The sequence below is a fragment of the Halanaerobium saccharolyticum genome (assembly GCF_003053565.1).
Lineage (GTDB): Bacteria > Bacillota > Halanaerobiia > Halanaerobiales > Halanaerobiaceae > Halanaerobium > Halanaerobium saccharolyticum_B.
Window position 1 is genome coordinate 63,729 of sequence record NZ_QAXS01000006.1, and the last position, 25,459, is coordinate 89,187.

The window sequence follows — 25,459 nt, forward strand, 5'->3', positions numbered from 1 at the left end:
TTTCTCTCTGCTGCTGAATAACAGAGAGAAGTTTTAATAATTATATCTAATAACAAATTAAATAACAATTGTTTTAGCCAATTTTTATCTATTAAATAGAAAAATCCTAAAAAGGACAGTTTAAACTGCTGCCCCTTTTAGGAATTAAATCCAGATATTATTTAATTGTTAAAATGATTATTTATTACTTAACTATTATGCTTTAATTAAAATATCCACACCATAAGCTGCTAAACCTATCTCACTTAACTTTTTACCACTAATCAGACTTTGATAATTATCCTTTAAATCAAGCTTATGTTTTTGATCACTAAAATTCATTAGAAAAATATAGCTATTTTGACCATCACTTCTTTTTTGAGCTGTTACTCCTGAAGGAAGTTCAATATTTAAGACCCTATTCAGTTCAAGATCATCAATTAATTTATAATAAAATTCATCCACAAATTCTTCTTCATTTCTGGAGGCAACATAGTATGCTTTTCCCCGGCCATAATTATTTACGGTCAAAGCAGCTCTGCCGGCATAGAAGTCACTCTTATATTCAGCCAGTATCTCTGCTCCCTGCGGATGAATTAAATCACAGAAAATCTCAGCCTGATATTTTCCTTCTAAATTCAGCTGATTTTCTTTTTTAAATTGAACTTCATTACTGTCACCGTCATAGAGAACATCCAGCTCTTCTGACCAGATTCCAAATAATTCTTTTAGCTGACCGGGAAATCCACCTTCAAAACAGAGATCAGTTTCGTTAACAATTCCGGACCAGTAAGTACTGACAACTCTGCCCCCGTTTTTAACAAATTCTTTTAAACGCTCAGCGGTTCCTTCTTTCAGCATATATAACATTGGAGCAACAATTAATTTGTATTTTGAAAAATCTTTTGTCTGGTCAATTACATCAACGGAAATTCCTTTTTTCCAGAATGGCTGATAGTGTTTTACACAGGCCTCAACATAATTTTTCTTATCCTGCCTGGGACCTGAGGCTTCATTAATCGCCCAGCGGTTTTCCGTGTCAAAGATCACTGCAACTTCTGCCTCAACCGAAGTTCCTCTAATCTGATCTAATTTCTTTAAATCTGCTCCCAGATCCTGAACATCCCTAAAAACTCTGGTCTTGGAATGACCGACATGGTCGACCACAGCTCCGTGGAATTTTTCAAAACCACCTCTGCTTTTACGCCACTGAAAATACTGCACTGAATCTGAGCCGTGGGCTACTGCCTGCAGTGAAGAAAGTTTATGCATTCCCGGTCTTTTGAGTTTGGCAACAGGCTGCCAGTTAGTTTTACTGGGAGTACTCTCCATTAATAAAAATGGCTTTCCGTTTTTGAGAGATCTAAAATAGTCATGCATAAAAGCCACATCCGCAGCTCTGTGGCTGTCACTTTCGTGATCACTGTGCCAGCTTGGATAGGAATCCCAGGAAATAACATCAACTTCCTCAGCAAATTTATTATAATTAAGACCCTCATATCTGTACATGAAATTTGTAGTGATCGGAATTTCAGGTGTTATTTCTCTTAAGGATTCAACCTCATTTTTATAAAAATCAATAGTCTGCTTGGTTACAAATCTTTTCCAGTCCAGAGCCAGACCGTGATTGGACTGCATTCCCTGTGGTGCTGGTGATTCAATATTTTTCCACTCTGTATAAGTATGGCTCCAGAAATTTGACCACCAGGCCTGATTTAAAGACTCCAGGTCACCATATTTATCTTTAAGCCAGCTGCGAAAATCAGCCTGACAGAGATCACAGTGACATTCACCACCATATTCATTTGAAACATGCCACATAATTACTCCCGGGTGCTTACCATATCTTTGGGCCAGTTTTTTATTTAACTCAGCAATTTTTTCTCTGTAAACAGGTGAAGTATAGCAGTGATTGTGCCTTTCTCCAAACAAATTCTTGCTGCGATCAGCATTTACTCTCAAAACCTCCGGATATTTGGCTGCCAGCCAGTCAGGTCTGGCTCCACTTGGGGTTGCTAAAATAACATTGATTCCGTTTTCATATAGTTTATCAATTATTTGATCCAGCCATTCAAAGTTGTATTTTCCTTCCTCAGGTTCTAAGGCTGCCCAGGAAAAAATTCCTACACTCATCACATTAGTATTTGCTTTTTTCATCAATACAATATCTTTTTTTAAAATATCCGGCCGGTGCAGCCACTGATCAGGATTATAGTCTGCACCGTGGAGTAAACTATCCACTTTTCCATTAAATAAATCGTATTTTTGCATATCTAACTTCCTTTATCTAATTTATAACTTTCTCGCTCCATCACCAGGATTGCTGACATAAACTTCAGCCTCAATACCTGTTTCTGCTTTATATTTCTCCTTAATATTCTTTACAAAATCATCTACCTTAGCTTTTTTGACTAAATTAACTGTACAGCCTCCAAAACCAGCTCCGGTCATTCGCGCTCCTTCTACTCCTTCTTCAGCAGCTAAGTTAACTAAAATATCTAATTCCTTACAGCTGACCTCATAATCTTCACTTAAGCTCTTATGAGAAGCATACATTAAGTCACCAAATTTCTGCATATCATCAGCTGCTAGAGCTTTTTTGCTGGCCAGAACTCTTTCGTTTTCGCTGACCACATGGTGTGCTCTTTTATAGACATTTTCAGCCAGCTGATCTTTATATTTGATTACAGTTTCTAGCTCAACATCTCTTAAGGCTGTTATATTTCCATCTTCTTTTTCGGCAAAGAATTCTACTGCCTGATTGCATTCACTGCGACGCTGATTATACTCAGAATCAACAAGCCCTCTTTCTACTTTAGAGTTGCAGATTACTATCTGGTAATTTTCATTTTTAAATGGTACCAGTTCATAATCATTTGTGCGGCAGTCAATTAAAAGTGCATGATCTTTTTGGCCCAAACGGGAAATATACTGATCCATAATTCCACACTGAACTCCGACAAAATTATTTTCTGCCCGCTGAGCAAGTAAGGCCATCTCTACTCCATCAATTTTAATTTTATGCAGATCGGTAACTGCCAGTGCGGTAACTACCTCTAGTGCTGCCGATGAACTCAAACCTGAACCCTGGGGCACATTACCGGTAAACATCAGGTTAAAGCCCTGCAGACTTTCTCCCAGCTTTTGAATTTCATCGATAACTCCGAGCAGGTAGTTGGCCCAGACATTTTCTTCATCATATTCTAGGTTTTCCAGGTCATACTCCACCAGCTGGTCATAATCAAGTGAATAAAATTTGATTTTTTTATCCGGACGCAGCTGGGCCAGCATTGTAATCTCTTTTTCAATTGCCATCGGCATTACAAAACCATCATTGTAGTCTGTGTGCTCACCAATTAAATTAACTCTTCCCGGGGCCTTATAGGCTCCACTTTCTAAATCATAATCTCTAAAGGTCTTTCCAAACTTATCCCACAACTCCTGTTTATTCATTTTTCCACCTCTTTTTAAATTTTGTTATAGTTTATTTTTTGCTTTTAAATTATTCTTTTAATAAGCCTACGGATTAGAAGTCCGCTGCTCTATTTAGATCTCCAATTATTCTTCAAAGTCACCTGATTTATGCCACTGCCAGGCGGTAGAAATTATTTTTTCTAATTCCGGATACTCCGGCTGCCAGTTCAATTCTTTTTGAATTTTATCAGAACTAGCAATTAAAACTGCCGGATCTCCAGCTCTTCGATCGGAAATCTCAACTTCAAAATCACGTCCGGTCACTTCCTTTACTGTATCAATAACTTCTTTAACAGAATATCCTTCTCCATTACCCAGATTATAGATTGAACTATCTTTACCATCAGCCAGCGCCTCTACTGCCAGCACATGGGCTGCTGCCAGGTCATTAACATGGATATAATCTCTAATACAGCTGCCATCTCGGGTTGGATAGTCATCTCCAAAGATATAGATTTTATCTCTAATTCCTAACGCTGTCTGCAGTACAATCGGAATTAAGTGAGTTTCCGGATCATGAGCCTCTCCAATTTCACCTTCAGGATCGGCTCCGGCTGCATTAAAATAGCGGAGAGAAACAAAATTGATTCCGTGAATATCATCATAACGCTTTAAGGCTTTTTCGAAAAAGAGCTTGCTTTCACCATAGGTATTTGTGGGCTCAGTCTGATTATCTTCCTTAATCGGTATCTGATCAGGCTCACCATAAACTGCAGCAGTCGAAGAAAAAACAATATTATTTACATCATTTTTGACCATCGCTTCTAAAAGATTAATTCCATTGGCAAAATTATTGCGATAATACTTGGCCGGGTTTTCCATTGACTCCCCAACCAGGCTGTCTGCCGCCAGATGGATTACTCCTTCAATCTTATTTTCCTGCATCACCTGTTCTAAAAGTTTCTGATCTGATAGATCTCCTTCTATAAATTTACCGCCGGTTACTGCCTCCCGGTGTCCTTTCTGTAAATTATCAAAGGTTACTACTTCGTGTCCTTCTTTTAAGAGTGCTTTTAAAACATGACTGCCGATATAACCTGCTCCACCTGTTACTAAAATATTCATTATTCGTCCTCCTTAAATTTTAGAATAAACTTAGAGTTTTAATTCAAAAAAATTATTTAAAACTTTTTCTGCTGCTCCTGCAGCTCCGGCAAAATCCTGATAATAGGCTGTGATTATTTTTAAATCCTTTACTGCCTGGCTCAAGGATTCTTCTGCTACAATCTGATATAAGGGATCAATTAGTAATTCCTGATAGTCAGCGAAAAGACCACCAATTATTACTGCTTCTGGATTTAAAATATTTACCAGGTCAGAAATTGCCCGGCCAAAATATTTTAGAGCATCATTAATTACAATTAGAGCTTCACTCTCACCTTTTTGATAATTATTCATTATTTGCTTAAAACTGATCTCCTGACTTAAATCTTTAAGTTTCTGGTAGCGAGAAATAATGCTCTCCTTGGATGAAAGGGCCTCCAGACAGCCTCTTTTGCCGCAGTGACAGCGGGTACCATCATCAGTGATTTTCATGTGCCCAAATTCACCGGCTGCGTAGTTATTTCCATAGTGCAGTTCACCTTTAAAAACAAGGGCCGCACCGATACCTGAGCCGGTATTAATAAAGACAAAGTCATCTCTTCCCTGCCAGATTTCTCCGGCAGCCATCATCCGGACATCATTATCAATAAAAATTGGGTAATCATATTTTTCTGCTAAAATACTTTTGATATCAAGCTCACCCCATTCAAAATGCGGTGTGAATATCGACTTCCCAGCTTCGGGATCTACCAGCCCGTGGATGCCGAGACCTATCCCAATTATCTTGCTGCTCTTCTGCAGCTCATTTTGATATTTATCAATCAGAAAAAAAGTCTGCTTTTTATATTCCTCTAATGTGTAATCCTGAGGCTCAATCTGATCTTTAGCAATTATTTCTGCTTCAAAGTCTAATAATACAGCTTTAATCGCCTCAATTCCCCACTCAATCCCGATTACATAGGCTCCTTCTGGATTCAGTTTGAGCAGCATCGGCCTTCTGCCCCCGCGGGATTCACCCATTTTTGACTCTTCAACCAGTTCAAGTTTAACCAGTTCCCTAACAATATTGGTTACTGTAGCCCGGGAGACATCCAGCTTTTCTGCTATCTGAGCCCTGGAAATACCATCCTCATTTTTGATTAAAGTAAGTATGTTTTTTTGATTCTGTTTTTTCATATTTTTAAAACTGCCTTTTTCCATTTGCTCACTCCCGTTTCTTTGTTAATTTATTAAATTAACTAAGTTTATTATAGCATTATTTTAAGATTATGTAAAGTAGAAGTTCTCATTTTTTTATCTTAATAAATCCGGCTGATTTAGTTGCTTGAAAATTGTAATTATAGTATAATAAGTAAAAGAGATAAATGGGGTGAGCCAAATGTTAGCCATGTCATCACTTAACTCTCAGCCGGTTCCAGGCTGGGCTGTTAAATCCAATATTAATAACAGCAATTCTCAGTCAAAGGATATTGACTTAGGAATCAATACTTCTGTAGATAAAAGTGATCAGAATAATAGCTTTGATAATGCTGTGGATAATTCCTCGAGTTCTGCCGAGGGGCAGAATAAAAATTATGAGAATAAAAATGAAAATAGCTCTGGAAATGAATTCAGTGAAGCAGAACAGAGAGAAATAGAAAAATTAAAACGCAGAGATCGTGAAGTTCGGGCCCATGAGATGGCTCATCAGTCTGCTGGTGGCCAGTATGCTGGCTCAGCCTCTTACAGTTACACAACCGGTCCCGACAATAAACGCTATGCAGTTGGCGGATCGGTAGATATTGAAACCTCTCCGGCAAAAACACCGGAAGAAACAGTTAAAAAAGCAGACCAGATTAAAAGAGCTGCTATGGCACCCGCTCAACCTTCTGGAGCTGACATGCAGATTGCAGCCAAGGCTACACGGATGAAAATGGAAGCCCAGGCTGAATTAAATCAAAAAGAATTCAGTGGTGAGGATAAAGAAGCTGAAGATTCGTCTGAAATAAAGAAAAACGATGATTCAAAATTTGAAAATAAATATTTGCTTAATAAAAGAGAAAGTTCTTATCAAAACTCTGCGCGTGAAGTAAAAGTTAAGCAGGGTTTTGCCGCTTAAACTAAATAGAAATTGCAAAGACTGCTGAACTAAAATATTCAGCAGTCTTTTTTAAATTATTTAACTTTAAGTAGAATTGTTTCAAAGGGGCTTAATTGATAATCGAGCATTTTAGCTTTTAAAGCTCGGTAATCGAATTCAGGGTAATTACTTAAAATAATTTCTTCAACCTGATAGTCTAAATTGATCTCAACCTCTTTATTTTTAAAGTTGGCAGCTAAAAGCAGCCTCTCTCCTTCTTTTTCTCTGAGATAAGCAATCAGATTTGGATCTGATTTTAAAAGCGGCTGATATTTACCATCTACAATTATTTCCTGATAGGGGCTGTTTTTTCTGAGCTTGATCAACTCTTTATAAAAGTAAAATACGGAATTATCATCTTTTAGATTTTCTTCAACATTAATTTGCTGATAATTTGGATTCAGCTTTAACCAGGGCTCAGCTTCAGAAAAGCCAGCATTTTCAGCATCAGACCACTGCATTGGGGTCCGACTGTTGTCCCTGCTCCTCCTCCAGACAACCTCCATCACTTCTTCTTTGTCATATCCGGCCTTTAAGGCTTCCTGATATAAACCGTGGGTTGCCAGATCCTGATAATCATCTATATTTTTAAATTTAACATTGCTCATCCCTATTTCCTGCCCCTGATAGATAAAGGGTATTCCCCGCTGCAGCATAAAAACAGCTGCCAGCATTTTAATTGAACGCTCATTAATTTCAGTTTCATTTAAATATTTATTTAAAGAGCGGGGCTGATCGTGATTTTCCCAGAATAAAGTTGCCCTTCTCTTTCCGGCATAAGTTTTTTGAATCTCATTTAACCGCTCTTTTAGCTCAATTAGATCCCAGTCTCGAGCCTTAAACCACTCACTGCCCTCACTTAAATCCAGATCGACATGGCGGAAATCAAAGACCAGATCAAAAGGTCCAGCATCACCGGCAAATTCCTGCATCCTCTTATTATCTTCTGCATATAATTCTGCTACAGTCACAATCTGATAGTTGGAAAAAGTCTCTGCCTTTAATTCATCTAATAAATTCAAAATTCCAGGCTGATTGGCAGAGGCTTCAAAAATACTGCTCAGACCGTCAGGACCATTAACCTCCTGATCCTTAAATCCACTCTTTTTTATGTAGCTGATGGCATCAACTCGAAAACCGGCCAGACCCTTATCCAGCCACCAGTTTACCAGCTGATATAATTCCTGCCGCAGTTCCTTATTTTCCCAATTTAAATCTGGCTGCTCCTCGGCAAAGGTGTGAAGATAATACTGCTCGGTCTGCTGATCATAGGTCCAGGCTGAGCCGCCAAAAATTGAGCGCCAGTTTGTCGGTGGGCTGCCATCAGCCTTTGGCTCCTTCCAGATATAATAATCTCTTTTTGGATTATCCTTCGATTTTCTGGATTCTTTAAACCACCGGTGCTGGTCAGAACTGTGATTGATTACTAAATCCATCATAATTCCAATTCCTCTTTTATCAGCCTCAGCTATCAATTCTTCCATATCCTCCATTGAGCCGAACTGCTCAGCAATTGCATAATAATCATCAATATCATAGCCGTTATCCTTCATCGGGGAAGAAAAAACCGGGCTGAGCCAGATTAAATCTATTCCCAGTCGATTTAAATAATCAAGCTTTTCTATAATCCCCCGCAAATCACCAATTCCATCATTATTGCTGTCATTAAAACTTTTAGGGTAAATCTGATAAATTACTGAATCATGCCACCATTTTTCTGTCATTAAAACCATCCTTTGTCTATTTAGATCTTTTTATAATTTATGCTTCAACATTTTGAGTAATCATTTTTAAATAATAGGTAATTAAAATTGCTGCTCCCAGGATAATTACCAGGAAGACAAATCCCGCTTCAATCGCAATAAAATCATTGATAAAGCCAACGACCCAGTTGGAAAGTACTGTCAAACCAATCATCCCGGCAGTCTGAGCAAAACCAACTACTTTAATCCCACTGCTCTCAAAACTGTCTAAAATCGCAGCCTGCAGGGTTGGTACCTGACCTGCTAAAAAGAGACCAGAAATCGGAATTAAAATTGTAAAGTTATAGCCGCCGATTAAGGCAATCGAAATCAGGGAGGCCGCCGCTGCTCCGGTAAAAATCAGGAAATTATAATAACCAATTTTTTCAACAATAATGCTGGCCAGAAATCTACCAGCAGTAAAGCAGATAAAAAAGAGCGATAAATAAAAACTAACTGTAAGATCAGTTCTTGACTGAGCATCTCTTAAAAATGGGGCCAGCCAGGTCACTATAGAAAATTCTACTCCCACCTGAAAAAATACAATTAGAGAAAATAAAATTACCTTTTTATCCTTAAGCAGTTCTGAAGTTGTTTTCATTATCTTTTTGCCGCTGCTTTCGATATCCGGCAGAGAGGCTGCGTTAAATTCAAAAAAGATGATTATCAGTAAAATAATTGAGAATAAGAATGAATAATTCCAGCTAAAACCCAGTTTTAAAACTGAGGTCACAAAATATGGGGCAATAATCCCCCCGGCTCCATAAAAAAGGTGGAGCAGGTTGATCATCTTTCCTCTTTTTTCACTATAAGAAATTGAGGTAAGATTTACAGCCACAATATTTAATAGAGTTATTCCGGTTCCCAGAAAAAAGAAGGAAGCTAGAAGAGTATAATAATTTACTGATGCATAAACCGCTCCCAGGGCAAGTGAATTATAAATAACACCATAAAACAATATTTTAATCAGACCGAATTTTTCAATCAGCTTACCACTGCCAAAAAAGACCAGCATTGAGCCAATTGAAATAAAGGAAAGCAAAAATCCAAGTCGGCTGTAATTGAGACCAAAATCATCCATAATATATGGCCCAACCTGACCTCTGATATTATTAACAACTCCGTTCATAAACATTATGGTAAAAGCAAGTATAATTATCTTCTTTTTGTTTTTAAGCATTCTGTAAATCCCACCTTATTTTTATTTGTATTCGGGCAGCCAGTCTCCATGAGCCTCTATTAAATCATCGCATAAATTAACTATCTCGTCAATGGTTAATTCTGAGCCAGTGTGGGGATCGAACATTGCAGCCTGGTAAATATATTCTTTCTTCTTCTCTAAAGCAGCCTTGATTGTCATTAAATGAACATTTATATTTGTTCTGTTGAGTGCTGCCAGCTGCTCGGGTAATTCTCCTACATGACAGGGGCTAATGCCGCTGCGGTCAACCAGGCAGGGAACCTCAACTACCGCTTTTGCTGGTAAATTTTCAATCAGACCGGTATTTAAAACATTACCTCCAATTTTATAAGGTCTGCCGGTTTCCAGGGCCTCCATGATATAAGAAGCATATTCGTGAGTCCGCTCATGTTCTAGTTCTTCATTTTTAACCAGCTCATCCCGCATCTCTTCCCATTCTGCAATCTGTTTTTCACAGCGGCGCGGGTATTCATCTAAAGGAATATTATATTTTTCAATTAATTCCGGATACTTAGATTTAATAAAATAAGGGTGATATTCTGCATTATGTTCACTTGATTCAGTTATATAATAACCAAAACGCTTCATCAATTCATAGCGAACCATGTCATCATGAGGTGTTTCTCTCTCAAAGGCTTTCTTCTTAATCTCCGGATATAGATCCTTACCATCTCGACTGATCTCCAACAGCCAGGCCATATGATTGATTCCTGCAATCTTATACTGCAGATTTTCGGTGCTCATCCCAAGCGGCTCCAGCAGCTGCTCGTGACAGATCTGTACACTGTGGCAGAGACCTACTGTTTTAACATTGGTTGCTCTAAGCATCGCCCCGGTTAAAATTGACATCGGATTGGTGTAATTTAAAAACCAGGCATCAGGAGCAACTTCTTCAATATCCCGGGCAAAATCCAGCATTACCGGAATGGTTCTTAGAGCTCTAAAAATTCCACCAATACCCAGTGTATCTCCAATTGTCTGCCGCAGTCCGTATTTTTTGGGAATTTCAAAGTCAATCACTGTTGAAGGTTCATAACCACCAACCTGAATTGCATTGATTACATAATCTGCATCTTTGAGAGCAGCCCGACGGTCAGTATAAGCCTTAATCTCAGCATAACTGCCGTGATTACTGTTGATATTTTTAAGCATCATTTCCGAATCTTTTAAGCGCTGCTCATCAATATCATATAGAGCAAACTCTGATTCTCTTAAAGCCGGGGTTAAAATACAGTCCCCCAGAACATTTTTGGCAAAGACAGTACTGCCTGCACCCATGAAAGTAATTTTAGCCATTAAAATCTCTCCTTTTAGTATTATTGTGAGCTTTAATTTCTCACTTTTAAAATTTATTTTAATTTGTACTTTTATTATATCCATAGTATTATGTTTATATAAATGGTCTAATGTTAAATTAACATGTTATTATGTTGTTTTATAAAATTCAAAGGAGGGATATCATGGCTGAAGAACAGGATTTAAATATTGAAAGGCTGCATTTAACTGATATGGAAATTCACATCTGTGGCTCACAGCAGTGCAGTCAGGGTCACAGTTATGGTCCGGCACTTAGAGATTATTTTTTAATTCATTATATCCACCGGGGAAAAGGAATTTTTGAAGTAGACGGCAAAAAATTCGAATTAAAAAGAGGTGAGGGCTTTGTAATCTGGCCCCATCTTCTTTCCTATTATCAGGCAGACAAGAATAATCCCTGGCAGTACTCCTGGATTGGCTTTACCGGCTTAAAAGCTGAAGATTATCTTAAAGAGGCTGGAATTACAAAAGCTAAACCCTTTTTTAGGACTCAAAATTCGGAAAAAACTTCCGCTATTTTTAATGAAATGACTGAAACAGGCAATTTAAAAAAATCAAAGGAAATTAAACTAATGGGTCTCCTCTACCTTTTCTTTTCCGAGCTTATCGAAAATTCAAATCGACAGCAAAAAAACAACCAAAATCTAAAACAGGAATACTTAAAAAAAGCAGTTAACTATATTGACCGCAATTATTCGCGACCTGATTTAAAAGTCTCAGATGTCGCTTCTTATCTAAACTTAAACCGCTCCTATCTCTGGCAGCTGTTCAGTGAGCTATTAGATAAATCTCCGCAGCAGTATTTAATTGAATTCAGAATGGAAAAAGCTGCTTTGCTTTTAGAAAACTATGATCTTAAAGTTAGATCAGCAGCTTTAAGTGTCGGCTATGAAGACCCTTTCAACTTTTCTAAGATTTTCAAAAAAGTTATGGGGAAGTCTCCCAGTCATTATAAGAATGGACAAAGTAGTAGATAAATGCTAAAATTAATTAAAGGAATATTTTTAAAATTAAGTTAAATTTATATATAAACCAGGGAGGGAGTTTAAAAAATGAGTATTGGAATTGTAACTGACAGCACCTGTGATTTAAATCAGGAAATTATCGAAAAATATGGGATTGAAGTTATCCCTCTTTCAGTTCATTTTGGTGAAGATGAATTTCAGGATGGAGTTGACATTAAACCGGATGGTTTTTTCAAAAAACTAAAACAGAGACAGGAACTTCCCCACACATCAAGACCGGCACCTGCATTATTTATAGAAAAATATCAGGAAATGCTCAAAAAATATGATCAGCTGCTTTCAATCCATGTTTCTGCTGCCTTAAGTGGTACTTTTGAATCAGCAAAACTGGCAGCTCGCGAGGTGGATGATAAAGTTACTGTAATTGATTCTGCTACTATTTCCCTTGGACTCGGTATGCTGACAGTGCTGGCGGCAAAATCAGCTGAAAAAAATCTCAAAATAGATGAGATTATAGAAACTTTAAAGCAGGCTAAAAATAAACTGCACCTCTATTTTACAGTCAAAGATCTGACCTACATGGAAAAAGGCGGTCGCATCGGTAAGGCCAGTTCATTTTTGGGCTCAATCTTCAGCATTAACCCGGTAATCTCGATCAGCACAGAGACTGGAAAGGTTAAACCAATTGCCAAAGTTAGGGGTCAACACCGGGCTCAGGATAAAATAATAGAACTGGTTAGAGAAAAAGTAGAAAATGATAGAAATGTCTGGCTTGGCTTTGCTCACGGCAAGCGCGAGGAAGAACTGGAAGATACTAAAATAAAACTGATTAAAGAACTTAAAGCTGAAAAAGATATAAATCTAAATATTTATGACAGCCGAATCAGTGCCACCCTGGGCTGTCATGTTGGTCCTACAGTTTATGCTGTTATTGTTTTGAGTGGAGATTTTCTGGAGTGAATTTTAAATAAGAGAAAGTGCAGCTCCTCCCTGCAAATAGGAAGACTGCACTTTTTTATAAATTGATGAATATTCATTTTCAAAAAATCAAATTATCTATTAAATCCTCTAAACTTTAACCCCGCTGATTAAATAGGAATTATAATCTATAGCTCTTACTTCAATGTTTTTAACATTTCTCTCTGCCAGCATTGCTTTTAACTGCTCACTTTTAACCCGATGATGAAGTGGTGGGCCCTCTTCTCTCTGATCTGGATCCCATTCAATGAAAACAACTCTGGATCCTTTCTTTAAAAAACTAAAATAATTATCAAGAAACTTATCTTTTTCCTCCACCTCATGAAAAAGATAGGCAAAAAGCATAAAATCTGCATCCTGGTGTAAGTTGGCATCATTGTCTTCACTCTTACAGATTTCTATTCTGTCCGTTAAACCGGCCTGCTGGGCACGATGTTTTAAGTCCAAAAGCATATCTATTTCTACATCAACAGAATAAACTTTTCCCTTTTCACCAACTATTTCTGCTGCTGGCAGTGAGAAAAATCCATTCCCTGCTCCAACATCTATAAAAATATCACCCTCATTTAAATTCAACTCTGATAAAAGTTCAGCTGGTTTTAGACTTTTAAGCCGCTTTTCTGCAAATAACTTTTTCTTTTTCGATGGATGAAATCTCTTGCCTGACATACGACCACTCCTATTCTCTAAAATAATTTCAGTTATAAAAACATGATTTAATATATTTAAAAATAACCTAAGTATTTCTAAAATCTTTCTAAAATTATTATAACTGAAATTATTATATTTAAAAGTAAAAGACCCTACATCTTTAAAAATTGTAAGGCCTTTTACTTCATCTATATTAATTTAATAAGGAGCTTAATGTTGGTACCGGGCACTTGGAAATTATTCCCAAGTGCCCGGTGCCAACAACTAACAATTTATCTTTTTGCTTCCCAGATATCACACCAGACATTTTCGTTATAAGAACCTTTAAATTTAGATTTACCCATTATTTTTTCGATGGTCTGTCTGATAACTTCACTGGTATTTCCGTGGGCATTGATAAATGTTTTGACCATTGGAACATCAATAAAATGATTGGTGTAATTTAAAGATACAAATACAGTTGGAATTTCAGCAGCATACCAGGGCACTTCATTTGCCATTGGGGCTTTCCACTTAATCCGATAATTGTTCTGCTGAGCATATCCTCTGACATCAGCAAAGACAAAGGCCGCATCATATTTATCCCGATATTCCATTATCTTACCCTTTTCTCTAGCTTCACCTTCATTTAGATCAACTTCAAATCCTGCCTTTTCCAGTTCTTCAACTACTCTGTCCCTGGAAGAAGTATCACTATTATAAATTCCACCCAGTTCACCGTAAAGATAATATAACTTGATTCTTGGATGAGTTTCCGGTGTTATCGGCAGTTGATCTAAACTATCTTTAACCAGAGTAATTCCTTTATCTGCAGCATCGGCTGCCATCTGATGGTGCTCATCCTGTCCGATTAGATCCAGCTTTTCTTCTGCTGGCATTAACTCATCTGATTCTGCTTTTTGGTGCAGATTAATGGCTGCTTTAAGGCCTAAAATTCTTTCAAGGGCTTCATTTAAGCGCTGATCTGTAATCACGCCGTTTTTGTAACCATCAAGCATAAACTGAAAATCTTCTTCCTTATCATTGAAGAATAAGAACATATCACAGCCAGCAGCAATCGCTCCCGGAACATAATCTTTTCTCGGCATGGCGGCTGTCATTCCAAGCATATGGGAAGCATCTGTAACTACCAGACCATTAAAGCCTAACTTATCTCTTAATAAATCATTCAATAACTCAGGTGCTAAGGTTGCCGGCATAATTTCCTGTTCCGTTAATTCTGGGTTCAGCTTTTTAGAATATTCCGGCATTGCAATATGGCCGGCCATAATGCTCATCAGGCCATTATCAATATGGTGTTTGTAGACTTTACCAAAGGTCTGATCCCACTTCTCTGGTCCAAAATCATTAATTCCTAAAACTAGATGCTGATCTCTTTCTTCAACTCCATCACCCGGGAAATGTTTAACACAGGTGGCAATCTCGGCAACTTCACTGTCTTTTAATCCCTCAAGATAGGCTGAGGTGTATTTAATTACCTTTTCCGGTGTATTTCCATAGGCCCTGGTGTTGACAATTGTATTCCGCCAGTTATATAAAATATCAACTGAGGGATCAAAGTTCCAGTTAACGCCCAGAGCTGCTTCTTCTCTACCGCTGACCAGACCGGCATTATATGCTACTTCCTCTGATTCTGAGGCTTCAGTCATTGCCCCACTGGCAATAAAAGTCCCATCAGTTGCGGCTCCGTCTCCACCATTATCACAGTTAGCTGCTGCCAGCAGTGGAATTTTACTGGCTGCCTGCATATCTTTAATAAAATTATAAACTTGATTAGAACCTTTGCTGGCATATCTGATTCCACCAACATGATACTTCTTCACAATTTCTGCATTTTCCGGATCAGCTAAATCCCCGTGAATTCTGGTAATAAACAACTGCCCAATCTTTTCTTCCAGTGACATTTCTGAAATTGTATCCTTTACCCATTTAATATCCTCATCATTTAAATAAAAAGGCTTTGCTTTTAAATCTACCATAATTACCTCCGTTTTTTACTTTAAAATAAAATTAAATTTTTTAATCAAATTTTCTTCATATTTCCCCTGATAATCTCCACTGAAAAAATTTGCCGCTGCCTCTTCAGCAAATTTCTGCCAGGATTCAGCTTCCTCACAGGGCATAATTGGATAAAATAAAACATTATTTTTCTGAGCTGCTCTTAAATCTCCGGGAGCATCACCGATCATCAATATTTTATTTTGATCATAACCTTCTGCTTTTAAATCCTTAATATTGTCAGCTTTTGAGCCTGCTTCCTGTCCTAAAATCACTTTAACATGCTGTTTTAAATCATAACTAGCCCATTCATCTAAAAGTGCTTCCTGATTTGCAGAAGAAACAACTGCTAGATCTGCTTCAGCTGAGATTTCAGCCAGGATTTTTTTAACACCTGCAAAAACTTTTCTCGAATCTTTTTCCAGTTTTGAAATCTCCTGATTAACCTGCCTGCTCCAATTGAGAGCTAATTTAAGCTGCTGATTATTCTCAGTATTTTTGATAGCTCTGCTTAAAGCTGGATTTGATAATTCACTGCTTTCTAATGTCCACTTCTCTATCTGATCAAGCCCAGGCAGACCATAACCTTCTGCTCTTAAATCATTAAAAGTCTTAACCAGTCCCTGAAAGCGGTTAATTCCTCTGCTGTGAGAATAGAGATTAACTTTATTCCATTTTTTTAAAAAGTCTTCTTCAATCTCTTCCAACTGCCAGACTTTGACTGCCTCTGGACCAAATGCCTTTTTATGTTTTTCAGTCATTGTATCAATTGCCGAACCATCAGAATCAATGCAGATCAAAAATTCTTTTTCCTTAACAAAATTAGCAATAGTAGTCATTTTTTTACCCGCTCCATTTGTGATTTGTTATACTTGTACCCGGTACAAATAAGCTTATTTGTACCGGGTACAAAAGAATATTTTCACTATAGCTTAGCCTTTATAATCATTCGGTAGTTTTTCCCATCTCTGCTTTAAAAGATGAGCTGCCATCTTGGGCTGTCTGTCTCTGGTAAAGGCACCCTTTTTGTTACCATCTACTCTTAAAATCCCTTCTACTGTCTGGAAGTCAGCAAAGTTCCACATCTGTTCTCCGACTATAGAATCACAGTTATCAAATACTTTATGCTGCAGTTCTAAATATTCATTCTGATATTCTTCTGACCACTGGACTGAAGGTAGTTTATGAATACCTGCCTTAGTATCTGCACCATATTCGGTCATCACAATCGGCTTTCCTTCTTTTTCCCAGCCGGCAAGTTCCTCTTCGAAATTCTTCTGAGAATATCTTAACTCTGCTCCTCCCATTAAGTACCAGCCATAATAGCGGTTAAGGGAAATTACATCTGCAAATTGAGCTGCATTACATTTGCCGTATTGTGCTGTCATTAAATTAGTAAAGGTAAGTGGTCTTGCCTGAGGATCAAGGTCTCTGGCATAGGAGAAAATTTCTTCAAAATACTCCTCGGCTCTTTCCTGAGCACTGTCCGGTTCATTGGCCAGACACCACATGACAACAGAAGCATGGTTTTTATCTCGCTTCATTAAACGCCTAATCTCTCTTTTGTGGTTTTCCTTAGTCTGCTCGTGTACAATTTCTTTATCAAAGAAATCAGATTCTTCACCGGTTCCAGCTGCCAGGAAGTTCATATTCATATCAAACAGTCCTACTGCTGGAGTCTCGTCAATTACTACTACTCCGCGGCGGTCACACATCCGATAAAATTCTTCATCATAAGGGTAGTGAGAAGTACGAACTGAATTAGCTCCAATCCAGTCTAAAAGCTCAGCATCTCTGATCATTACTGCTGGGTCAAAACCTCGGCCATTGATCTCACTGTCCTGATGTTTACCAAATCCTTTAAAGTAGAAAGGCTCATCATTGATTAAAAAGCGATTTCCTTTTACCTCAACTCTTCTAATTCCTACTGGAAGTGGATAATTATCAACCAGCTCACCTGCACTTAAAAGGCTTACTTCCAGATTGTATAAATATCCTTCTCCAGGCTGCCAGAGTTTTACATTTTCAACTTCCAGTTTACCCTCTGTGCCGGAATTTTGAGCAACTACTTTTCCGTCAAGATCCTTTAATTCAACTTTTATTTCAGAATGGGAACTGCTTTCAATTTCATATTCTACAAAACCAGTTTCACCTTCAAAATCAGTAACTGTTGTTATATCATAAATATAGTCTTTTGGCAGAATTTGAAGTTTAACTGCAGAATGAATTCCAGCGTAATTAAAGAAATCAAAGTAAGGAAATAGTCTTTTTTTGCCGTCATCATATTCTTTTACCTGACCTGTAGGAATGGTTGTTAAATCCAATTCATTATTGACAACTACAACCAGGGTGTTTTTAGCTCCAAAGTCAGCAGCTTCATTGATGACTGCTCCAAAAGGCATATAACCTCCTTCGTGTTCAGCAATTTTTTCGCCATTCAGCCAGACTTCAGCTCGGTGGGTTGCACTGCCAAAGCGGAGATTAACATTTTTCTGCTGCCATTCTTCTGCCAGATAAAATTCTGTCTGATACCAGACATCACCTACATGTTCTCTAATATCTTTATCTGTAAATAAATCATTATAGCTTGAAGGCACTGGAACTTCACTAAAATCAGTTAAACCATTCTGCCAGCCCTCTTCTCTACCTTTTCCATCAAAATCGACTTTAAACTTCCAAATTCCTGATAAATCAACAACCTGACGAGTTGGTGATTCTGCAGGATATAAAAATTGAGATTCCATTGATTATCACTCCATTTATTTTTTAATTTCAAATCGTTTATACTATCAGAGCTCCTCTAATAATCTTTTAGAGAAGCCCTATTTGAATATCTCCTTATTACCCTATTTATTAACTTTAGGCCGGTGAACTAACCGACTTTTTTTCCTCAATCTCATCCTGAATCTCTGCCATTTTTTCTGCATCAAGTGGATAAAATTTCATAGCTATTAAGGAAGCCACATGACCAATTAAAGGCAGACCAAAAACAATAAATAAAATTGCAATTTCCAGACTCTGACTAACTGGAGAGTTAGGTGGAATTTTTTGACCACCATAGCCGGCTAAAGCTATACTGAAACCAATAATTACAGTTCCTAAAGATGAAATCATTTTATCTACAAATGAGAAAATAGTTCCGATAAACCCGGACATGAATCTACCTGAACGACAGGATTCATAATCAGTACAGTCTGCAATCATTGGAATAACAATATTTCCAGCCAGCTGACTTACAGAATACTGAGCTCCTAAAACTACTAATAAGATTAAAACTCCTGTTGTTAACTCACCTTCTGCCAGCATTGGAGTAATTACCAGTAAAACTACAATTAAAGCTGTTCCCATCCAGGTCAGTTTGACAAATGCATTTTTAAGTCCCACTTTCTCTGCATATTTAACTCCAAGATAAGTTACTAAAATAGCTGGAGCCATAACCCAGACTGAAAAAGTTCCCTGCAGAGCGGTATTATATAAAATATTGGAGAAGAAATATACAAATCCAGCTCGGCGGGCGGTTAAAGCAAGCTTATCAGTTGATGCTGCTACAATTAACATCTGTAAGGGTCTATTATTTTTAAGAACCTCCCAGGCATCTTTAAATTTAATTTCTACCGCATTTTCTGCCAGGCCAAAATATTCTGTTCTATCTTTAGACCAGATACCGATAATTGCTAAAACTGTCATTACAAAAGAAGCGGCCATAAAGATAACTGAAACTGTGGACCATAAAGCAGGATCATTAACATTTTGAGCATATTTGGGTGCCATATAGGTCATGATAAACCAGGTAGCACCTGCAAAAAGTAGGGTATTATAAATTGCATCGAAAAAAGTAAATAGTGGTCTCTGAGCCGGGTCATTTGTCAGTGCAGCCTGTGCCCCTTTAGTACAGGAAGTCTGAAAAGTATAACCAATGATTGCCAAACCATATAATAAAGCTGTGACAATGTATTTAGTCTGTGCTGACCATTCCGGTGGAACATTAAACAGTGCTATAATCATTACTACTAAAATAATATTACCAGCTAACATAAAGGGACGATACTTACCAAATTTAGTATCAGTCTTATCAAGTATAAAGCCAATAACTGGATCAGTAAAACCATCAAACATTCTCATCGCAGTTGCTATTCCACCAACAATTGCTGCCGAAAGTCCAAGAACATTCTGAGTAAAAAATGCATAATACATTATTAGTACAAAAGCTGTGTTGGTTGCAGTATTATTTAGAGCGAAAAAAGCAATCTGCCATTTTTCGGCGTTGTGGTACTTCCCTTTTTCTTTGAGTTTTTTTCTTTTCTTTTTAATTTCTTTTTGATCTGGCTTATTTAACATTAATAAGTCCTCCTAGTTTTTTTAATGGATTTAGTTCGGCCCTTCCGGATTGAGCTGAACTTTGAAAATACTTTCTTATAGGACTTATGTTAGATTTAACTAACTCTTATATAACTTCTAATAACATTATAAAATAAAATTTAATTTGTCTCGTCTCTATTTTTTTGTGATTTTTTAATAAAAGTCCAGTTATATTGAATTTTTCTTAAGCAAAATTAAAAAGACCCAAAGAAAAGATAATTAAGACTTGCTTTTCTTTGGGTTTGATCACTTTGCTAATAAATATTAAGTTTTTAGTTAAAGCTGAAACTGTTTTCGGAGGAGATAAAATTCGATGCCGTGGCTTTCAATCTCACCCCTAAGCTTATATTCTCCTGTCAGATTGAGATATTCAATTCTCAAATCAGGAAAAGATTTATTCTTTAAATATTTTATTTCATGATTATTTAGATCAGATGGCCCCCCCATCTTCAGCCACTGGTCAAAGGCAGAACCTGAATCTCTATTTAATTTATACTGACTCAGCTTATAGCTTCCTTCCAGGCCGGTCAATTTAAGACTGAAATCCAGTTTCTCCTTATTTTCAAAAACCTGGTACCTGTTATATTTATCAATAATACTGTAATCTGCATTCTGATAGCTTCTGCTCAAATAAGCATAATTATAAATCAAAATCTGCAGATCATTTCCTCTGGCAGTAATTATATAGTTATCACCCTGTTCAATAATCTCATCTCCCAGCTCTGTTAAGATTATATAGGCATAATAACCGGATTTTTTAATTCCTTCTGTATTCATCAAACCTCTGCCCCCAAAAAAAGGAGCTTCATTAATCGGCCATTCCGAAATTAGATCTGATAAATTCAAATAGCCCAGACCATCTAAACTCTGCTGCAGTTTTAAAGCGTTATCAATAATAAAATCAGCCATAAAGGCAGTATCATGGACCAGTTCCTTAGCATTCCAGCTGACATTCCAGCGGGTTGCAATCAATTCCGCCTCCGGGAAATATCTAGCAAGCAGTTTTCTAATTCTTTTGGCTATTTTTATAGAATAATCTTTTTCTTTAAATTTAAATTTAATATTTTCCAGAGTACTTTCTTTATAAAACTGGCTTAAATCAAGCTCCTCCTCAATCATCGGAACCGAATTGTGATAGAGATTAATATTATAAAAGTCTACTGCAGTGTCATTCTGCTCAGCATATTCCATGAATTTTTGAGAAAGAAAATTTTCTTCAAAAAACGTTTCCGAAGCAGGACCGACTTTAAGAGATTGAGAAATCCCCTTTATTTTTTCGGCAGTTTTAGTATAAAACTCAAAATACTCTGTTTCTGTCCCTGCCCAGTGAAAGCCCCGGGCTGGAAACTCTGTCCAGACCTGAAAATACCAGCTTTTAACCTCTTCGATCCCATATCTATTAATCAGATGGACTATAAAAGCATTAATTAAATCAAGCCAGGCTTCAATTTTTTTAGGAGGAGAAAAATTTGCCTGGTAATAAAAAATTGTTTTATCCTTATCACTTGCCAGTAATTCAGGCATAAAACTTAAAGTAATAAATGGCTTCAAATCATTTTCTAAAACAAAATCCATTATATTGTCCACCAGTTTCCAGTTATAATGAATATTATCCAGGCTGTCTCCCTTACAGACTTCCAGATCATCATTAAAAATCCCCTCAAATCGCAGATACTCAAAGTTGATTTCCTGCTGCAGCTCTTTTATCTGCTGGCGGAGATTTGAATCCAGAATGCTCTGGGCAGTACCTGCATTGATTAACTTCTGCCAGACAGGATTTAGCTCCGCAGCTCTCTTATTTCGAGTTAAGTCTATTTCTTTTTTGAGAAGATTACTTTTCCGTTTATTCTGCTGCAGATATGAGATTGTAAAGTCATTTAAAAACTCATTTATTTGGTTGAGCTCAGCAAACTCTTCCTGCAGATGCTGATCTTTTAATTGAGGATAGTTGTCTTTAAGTTCTACAGGACTTAAATTGAAATGATCGTTAAAAACACGATAAAAACTTTTTATATTTTTAAAACCAGATTCCAGAGCTATCTGATTGATATTTTTGTTTGAATATAAAAGCTCATAAACTATTTTCTCCAGCCGCAGCCGGTCAAGATAGCTTTTAAAGTTTATTGCAGTTTTCTTTTTGAATTTCTCTGAAATATAGGAGCTATTATAATGTAATTCTTCAGCAATATCTTTAAGTCTTAAATTATTCATATAATCAGCTTCAAGTTTATCAATTACTTTAATTATAATATCTTCCCTCTGCTGCTGATAAAAGTCATCCTGGCGCTGATTATTAATACAGAAATAATTATTTAAAAAATTAAGCAGCTGATTTAAATTAACTTCTATCTCCTCTGCCAGCTGATAATCTTCATTAAGGTAATTAAAACTTAAACGAGCCAGCAAATATTTAAGCTGATCGAGATTACCATTATTTAGCTGATATATTTTAGCACTGAAATTTTCGTCGTGTTCTTTTAAAAACTGATTTTTAAAATCAAAAACTAAAAACCTATTTTCAGCCTGAATGGAAGCATTATTAATCAATTGAAAAGGAGTATAGCTGTTAATTAAATAAAGATCCCCCTTATTTAAATTAATTTCATTTTTTTGTTCGGTCTTCTGCTCAGCAAAATTATTCTTAACTTTTAAGTTAAGTTCCCCTTTAAGAACCCAAATTATTTTGAAAGATCGATTAAAAACAAAATCTGAGCTTAGTGAATTACAGGAAATATTTAGGGGCAGTCCGTAACTAAAATTGACAGTTTCACAAATCATATAAAGTCTCCTCAAATTTAATAATTGATTAAATTACTCAATTGAGCAATAAAGATGAATGTTGTGTATCTAAAGTTATTATATCATCTCAAATTAAAAATGAAAAAGGGCACCGGGTACCTGGAAAAAATTCCCAGGTACCCGGTGCCGTTATTAAAAAGCAGAAGCAGCTCTGATCAAGCAGCCTCTGCCACCCCAGCATTAATAATAATTTGTTTACAATTATTATAATGACATATCAAAGTTACAGGAAGATTACAGGCAGGTTAATAAATTGTAACTAATTGTTTCAGCTGTGTTAAGTTATTTTGTTATTTTATTCACTTGTACCGGGTACAAAAGTTTTTTCACCTTAAAAAAAGGTTTTATCTGCTCAATCGCGAATTATTATTAATATAGCTTGATTTTTATGGGCTATTTTTGTTTTTCTAACAATAGAAAATAAAATTTTATTCTAATCTAACTGGAGGGAAATATATGAAAGGTACAGTCGTTTCGACCTGGCTCAGTACTCTCAGCAAGACCTATGGAGAGGAAAAAGTCAATAAAGCCAAAAGGAAAGCCGGCTTTAAAGAAGATTTAATCATTACACCAATGACTACAATTGAAGATCAAAAAACTAAAGATTTAATGAAATACATCGGCCAGGATGTAGGTAAAGAGCCTGGTGAGATCTGGCATGAAATGGGAATGAAAAATATTGAAACTTTTTCCAAATGGTTTCCTTCCTATTTCAGTAATCGGACTCTGAAAAACTTTTTGATGTTGATGGATACCGTTCATCTGCAGCTGACAGAGATCCTGCCTGGTGCTAACCCTCCTCGGCTGCAGGCAGAAGAATTAAATGATCATAAAATTGAAATGACATATAAGTCTAAAAGAGGAATGTATGATTACTTTCTGGGACTTTTGGAAGGGAGCTCTTCATTTTTTAAAACCCCAATTGAGGTAGAAGAGATTGATCGGGGCACCCTGGAAGATGGACGGGCATTTTTGAAAATTCATATTGGCTTTGAAAACTCATTCAGAAATAAAAAGAAATACATATTATCTAAGATTCTGGGACTGGGGATTTTTAAAAGCATCCCGGCAAAAATGGGACTTAGCAGTTTTGTTTTGAGTTTTGCCTTAATCTCTTTACCACAGTTTACAGCTGGCTGGCCAGTAAATTTAGGGGCAGCAGCGGGAATAGGAGTTGTTTTAGCTTTAATCAGCAGAATTTTAGTCTCTCCTATTAAAGCAATTGATGATGAATTAAGTAAGATTGAAGCCCTAAATCTTGATGATGAAAATAGACTTAAAACCGCTGATGATTTTGAAAATTTATTTGAAAAACTGCGCCAGATAAAGGCTAAGCTAAGAGAAGATATTCTTTTCTTAAAGGGTGGAACTGATGATATGCATAACTTCACCGAAGATTTTGTAGAGCTGGCTGAAGATATGGAAGATGTATCTGACAGTATTTCAACTGTGGTTGATGAGGTTGCTCAGGGAGCTCAGGCTCAGGCCCAGGAAACCGAAGAGTCAGCCTATATTGTTAATCAAAATGTTGAAGAAATTGAAAAGCTGGCTGCAGCGGGTCAGGATAGCCGTGATAACCTGGAAAATGCTGTAGAAAATATTCGAACTTCTACCCAGGAAGTAGTTGATGTTAATCAAAGAATTAGTGGAGTACGTTCAGCTTTTGCAGGTGTTAACCAGCTGGGGCAGCAGCTTTCGGAAAAAATTGAAACAATCATGGAAATTGTTGATACTGTTGAAGATATTGCAGGCCAGACCAATCTGCTTTCACTTAATGCTTCAATTGAAGCAGCTCGCTCTTCTGATAATGGCCGCGGCTTTACAGTAGTGGCAGAAGAAGTAAGAGAGCTGGCAGAGGAATCGCAGCAGGCTGTTGAAATAATCAGAAAGAATCTGGGCGAATTTACCGAACACGTTGAAACTCTCAGTGAAAGTATTAGTGAACAGTTCAGCAATCTTGAAGCCAGCAATCAAGCCTTAGAAGAAGTTGCTGAATCAAGCAACAGTGCTACCAATGATATTGAAGCTGCTACTGATCAGGTTGTTGATATCGTCAGCAGTTTAAATGAGGAAACCAAAAAGATTAGAGAGGTTATTGAAAACTTTAATAATCTGGCTGCAATTGCGCAGGAAAATTCAGCTTCCAGTGAAGAAATGAGTGCCAGTGTTAATAGTTATTCTGAAAAAATTAAAGAAATGACAGGTTATATTGAACAGATGGAAGATCTTACAGAAAACTTCCGCAGTAACCTTAAGGATTACAATGTTTAAAATTAAAATAAGCTGATAAAAAAATATATAAACTAAAACCGCTCTTAAGACCGGAATTTTTGGATTCTGATCTTAAAGAGCGGTTTTTTATTCTTCCAGATTATCTTTAATTACCTGTTCCCAGGCATGCATATTATCTAAGAGCCAGGCGGCTGAATCTTTTTCTCCCAGATGATTATTAAATTCTACTTTTAATAATTCACTATTTTTTCTTTTTCCCAAAAACGAATTAACCCTCTCAATATTTTTAATATTATCTAAGGGGATAACCAGATTTTTTTTAGGAAGCCACCTTAAAAAATGTAGCTCATCTGGTGTTAAAAGTAAGGAGCCATTCCCTCTAACCTGGGCCCTGCCAGCTGACTTCTGACCAAAAAAATTAACTTCCTTACTAAAAAAAATAATTCTGTCTTTATGGTAATTTGTAAATAGTTCTTCTGCCCTTTTTCTTTTAATAGATGCAATTATTTTGTGCACTATATAATACAGGACAGCTAAGAGAACAGGGATTAGCAAAATAAATGTTTTCTGATTGAAAAACTGCATAATTAACCTCCCTAAA

18 protein-coding genes are annotated in these 25,459 nt (G+C 36.8%); 4 read left to right on the forward strand and 14 right to left on the reverse strand.

The annotated features are described in order from the left end of the window. Positions 1-195: 195 nt before the first annotated feature. The 4 genes from C8C76_RS03905 to C8C76_RS03920 form a co-directional block, all read right to left on the reverse strand. Entirely contained in the window at positions 196-2,250 is a 2,055-nt protein-coding gene (locus C8C76_RS03905) for a beta-galactosidase (protein ID WP_108138838.1), read from the reverse strand. Positions 2,251-2,271: 21 nt separating this feature from the next. Then, positions 2,272-3,432 carry a galactokinase gene (locus C8C76_RS03910; RefSeq protein WP_108138839.1) on the reverse strand — a complete coding sequence of 387 codons (1,161 nt, stop codon included), beginning with the start codon at positions 3,430-3,432 and terminating at the stop codon, positions 2,272-2,274. A gap of 105 nt (positions 3,433-3,537) precedes the next feature. Then, entirely contained in the window at positions 3,538-4,518 is a 981-nt protein-coding gene (gene galE, locus C8C76_RS03915) for a UDP-glucose 4-epimerase GalE (protein ID WP_108138841.1), read from the reverse strand. Between the two features lie 30 nt (positions 4,519-4,548). Then, a complete protein-coding gene (locus C8C76_RS03920) occupies positions 4,549-5,697 on the reverse strand; it encodes an ROK family transcriptional regulator (RefSeq protein ID WP_108138843.1) in 1,149 nt (382 codons plus the stop codon). 178 nt (positions 5,698-5,875) lie between these two features. Here C8C76_RS03920 and C8C76_RS03925 point away from each other — a divergent pair, with 178 nt between their 5' ends. After that, positions 5,876-6,595 carry a putative metalloprotease CJM1_0395 family protein gene (locus C8C76_RS03925; RefSeq protein ID WP_108138845.1) on the forward strand — a complete coding sequence of 240 codons (720 nt, stop codon included), beginning with the start codon at positions 5,876-5,878 and terminating at the stop codon, positions 6,593-6,595. A gap of 56 nt (positions 6,596-6,651) precedes the next feature. On the opposite strand, the gene C8C76_RS03930 is transcribed toward C8C76_RS03925, so the two are convergent. From C8C76_RS03930 to C8C76_RS03940, 3 genes are read right to left on the reverse strand one after another with little or no spacing between them, the layout of a single operon-like run. Then, a complete protein-coding gene (locus C8C76_RS03930) occupies positions 6,652-8,340 on the reverse strand; it encodes a glycoside hydrolase family 13 protein (RefSeq protein ID WP_108138847.1) in 1,689 nt (562 codons plus the stop codon). Positions 8,341-8,377: 37 nt separating this feature from the next. Beyond that, positions 8,378-9,538: an MFS transporter gene (locus tag C8C76_RS03935; protein ID WP_108138849.1), complete on the reverse strand. Its 1,161-nt coding sequence runs from the start codon at positions 9,536-9,538 to the stop codon at positions 8,378-8,380. Between the two features lie 21 nt (positions 9,539-9,559). After that, positions 9,560-10,855 (reverse strand): alpha-glucosidase/alpha-galactosidase, encoded by a 1,296-nt coding sequence (locus tag C8C76_RS03940; protein WP_108138851.1) that lies wholly within the window; start codon positions 10,853-10,855, stop codon positions 9,560-9,562. Between the two features lie 164 nt (positions 10,856-11,019). Between C8C76_RS03940 and C8C76_RS03945 the strand changes: the two genes are divergently transcribed. Continuing rightward, positions 11,020-11,853: an AraC family transcriptional regulator gene (locus C8C76_RS03945; RefSeq protein WP_108138853.1), complete on the forward strand. Its 834-nt coding sequence runs from the start codon at positions 11,020-11,022 to the stop codon at positions 11,851-11,853. Between the two features lie 75 nt (positions 11,854-11,928). Next, complete coding sequence (locus C8C76_RS03950) at positions 11,929-12,801, forward strand: DegV family protein (RefSeq protein ID WP_108138855.1); 873 nt, start codon at positions 11,929-11,931, stop codon at positions 12,799-12,801. A 108-nt stretch (positions 12,802-12,909) separates the two neighbouring features. Here C8C76_RS03950 and C8C76_RS03955 read toward each other — a convergent pair whose 3' ends face one another. The 6 genes from C8C76_RS03955 to C8C76_RS03980 form a co-directional block, all read right to left on the reverse strand. After that, positions 12,910-13,488 carry a class I SAM-dependent methyltransferase gene (locus tag C8C76_RS03955; RefSeq protein ID WP_108138856.1) on the reverse strand — a complete coding sequence of 193 codons (579 nt, stop codon included), beginning with the start codon at positions 13,486-13,488 and terminating at the stop codon, positions 12,910-12,912. A gap of 254 nt (positions 13,489-13,742) precedes the next feature. Then, complete coding sequence (locus C8C76_RS03960; RefSeq protein WP_108138858.1) at positions 13,743-15,449, reverse strand: glycoside hydrolase family 3 protein; 1,707 nt, start codon at positions 15,447-15,449, stop codon at positions 13,743-13,745. Between the two features lie 15 nt (positions 15,450-15,464). Further along, entirely contained in the window at positions 15,465-16,307 is an 843-nt protein-coding gene (locus tag C8C76_RS03965; protein WP_108138860.1) for an HAD family hydrolase, read from the reverse strand. 93 nt (positions 16,308-16,400) lie between these two features. After that, positions 16,401-18,212, reverse strand: a complete 1,812-nt coding sequence (uidA, locus tag C8C76_RS03970) for a beta-glucuronidase (RefSeq protein WP_108138862.1) — start codon at positions 18,210-18,212, stop codon at positions 16,401-16,403. 115 nt (positions 18,213-18,327) lie between these two features. Beyond that, on the reverse strand, positions 18,328-19,806 hold the full coding sequence (locus C8C76_RS03975) for an MFS transporter (protein ID WP_108138864.1): 1,479 nt from the start codon (positions 19,804-19,806) through the stop codon (positions 18,328-18,330). Positions 19,807-20,103: 297 nt separating this feature from the next. Continuing rightward, positions 20,104-22,605, reverse strand: coding sequence for a GH39 family glycosyl hydrolase (locus C8C76_RS03980; RefSeq protein ID WP_108138866.1), 2,502 nt, complete (start codon positions 22,603-22,605; stop codon positions 20,104-20,106). Between the two features lie 477 nt (positions 22,606-23,082). On the opposite strand from C8C76_RS03980, the gene C8C76_RS03985 reads away from it, so the two are divergent. After that, entirely contained in the window at positions 23,083-24,897 is a 1,815-nt protein-coding gene (locus C8C76_RS03985) for a heme NO-binding domain-containing protein (RefSeq protein WP_108138868.1), read from the forward strand. Between the two features lie 87 nt (positions 24,898-24,984). Here the strand turns inward: C8C76_RS03985 and C8C76_RS03990 are convergent, their stop codons facing one another. Next, positions 24,985-25,443: a hypothetical protein gene (locus tag C8C76_RS03990; RefSeq protein ID WP_108138870.1), complete on the reverse strand. Its 459-nt coding sequence runs from the start codon at positions 25,441-25,443 to the stop codon at positions 24,985-24,987. Positions 25,444-25,459: the final 16 nt, after the last annotated feature.

Excerpts from the sequence above, each read along its gene's own strand:
- C8C76_RS03905 (WP_108138838.1), bottom strand. The coding sequence starts at position 2,250 with ATGCAAAAATACGATTTATTTAATGGAAAAGTGGATAGTTTACTCCAC.
- C8C76_RS03910 (WP_108138839.1), bottom strand. The coding sequence starts at position 3,432 with ATGAATAAACAGGAGTTGTGGGATAAGTTTGGAAAGACCTTTAGAGAT.
- galE (WP_108138841.1), bottom strand. The coding sequence starts at position 4,518 with ATGAATATTTTAGTAACAGGTGGAGCAGGTTATATCGGCAGTCATGTT.
- C8C76_RS03920 (WP_108138843.1), bottom strand. The coding sequence starts at position 5,697 with ATGGAAAAAGGCAGTTTTAAAAATATGAAAAAACAGAATCAAAAAAAC.
- C8C76_RS03925 (WP_108138845.1), top strand. The coding sequence starts at position 5,876 with ATGTTAGCCATGTCATCACTTAACTCTCAGCCGGTTCCAGGCTGGGCT.
- C8C76_RS03930 (WP_108138847.1), bottom strand. The coding sequence starts at position 8,340 with ATGACAGAAAAATGGTGGCATGATTCAGTAATTTATCAGATTTACCCT.
- C8C76_RS03935 (WP_108138849.1), bottom strand. The coding sequence starts at position 9,538 with ATGCTTAAAAACAAAAAGAAGATAATTATACTTGCTTTTACCATAATG.
- C8C76_RS03940 (WP_108138851.1), bottom strand. The coding sequence starts at position 10,855 with ATGGCTAAAATTACTTTCATGGGTGCAGGCAGTACTGTCTTTGCCAAA.
- C8C76_RS03945 (WP_108138853.1), top strand. The coding sequence starts at position 11,020 with ATGGCTGAAGAACAGGATTTAAATATTGAAAGGCTGCATTTAACTGAT.
- C8C76_RS03950 (WP_108138855.1), top strand. The coding sequence starts at position 11,929 with ATGAGTATTGGAATTGTAACTGACAGCACCTGTGATTTAAATCAGGAA.
- C8C76_RS03955 (WP_108138856.1), bottom strand. The coding sequence starts at position 13,488 with ATGTCAGGCAAGAGATTTCATCCATCGAAAAAGAAAAAGTTATTTGCA.
- C8C76_RS03960 (WP_108138858.1), bottom strand. The coding sequence starts at position 15,449 with ATGGTAGATTTAAAAGCAAAGCCTTTTTATTTAAATGATGAGGATATT.
- C8C76_RS03965 (WP_108138860.1), bottom strand. The coding sequence starts at position 16,307 with ATGACTACTATTGCTAATTTTGTTAAGGAAAAAGAATTTTTGATCTGC.
- uidA (WP_108138862.1), bottom strand. The coding sequence starts at position 18,212 with ATGGAATCTCAATTTTTATATCCTGCAGAATCACCAACTCGTCAGGTT.
- C8C76_RS03975 (WP_108138864.1), bottom strand. The coding sequence starts at position 19,806 with ATGTTAAATAAGCCAGATCAAAAAGAAATTAAAAAGAAAAGAAAAAAA.
- C8C76_RS03980 (WP_108138866.1), bottom strand. The coding sequence starts at position 22,605 with ATGATTTGTGAAACTGTCAATTTTAGTTACGGACTGCCCCTAAATATT.
- C8C76_RS03985 (WP_108138868.1), top strand. The coding sequence starts at position 23,083 with ATGAAAGGTACAGTCGTTTCGACCTGGCTCAGTACTCTCAGCAAGACC.
- C8C76_RS03990 (WP_108138870.1), bottom strand. The coding sequence starts at position 25,443 with ATGCAGTTTTTCAATCAGAAAACATTTATTTTGCTAATCCCTGTTCTC.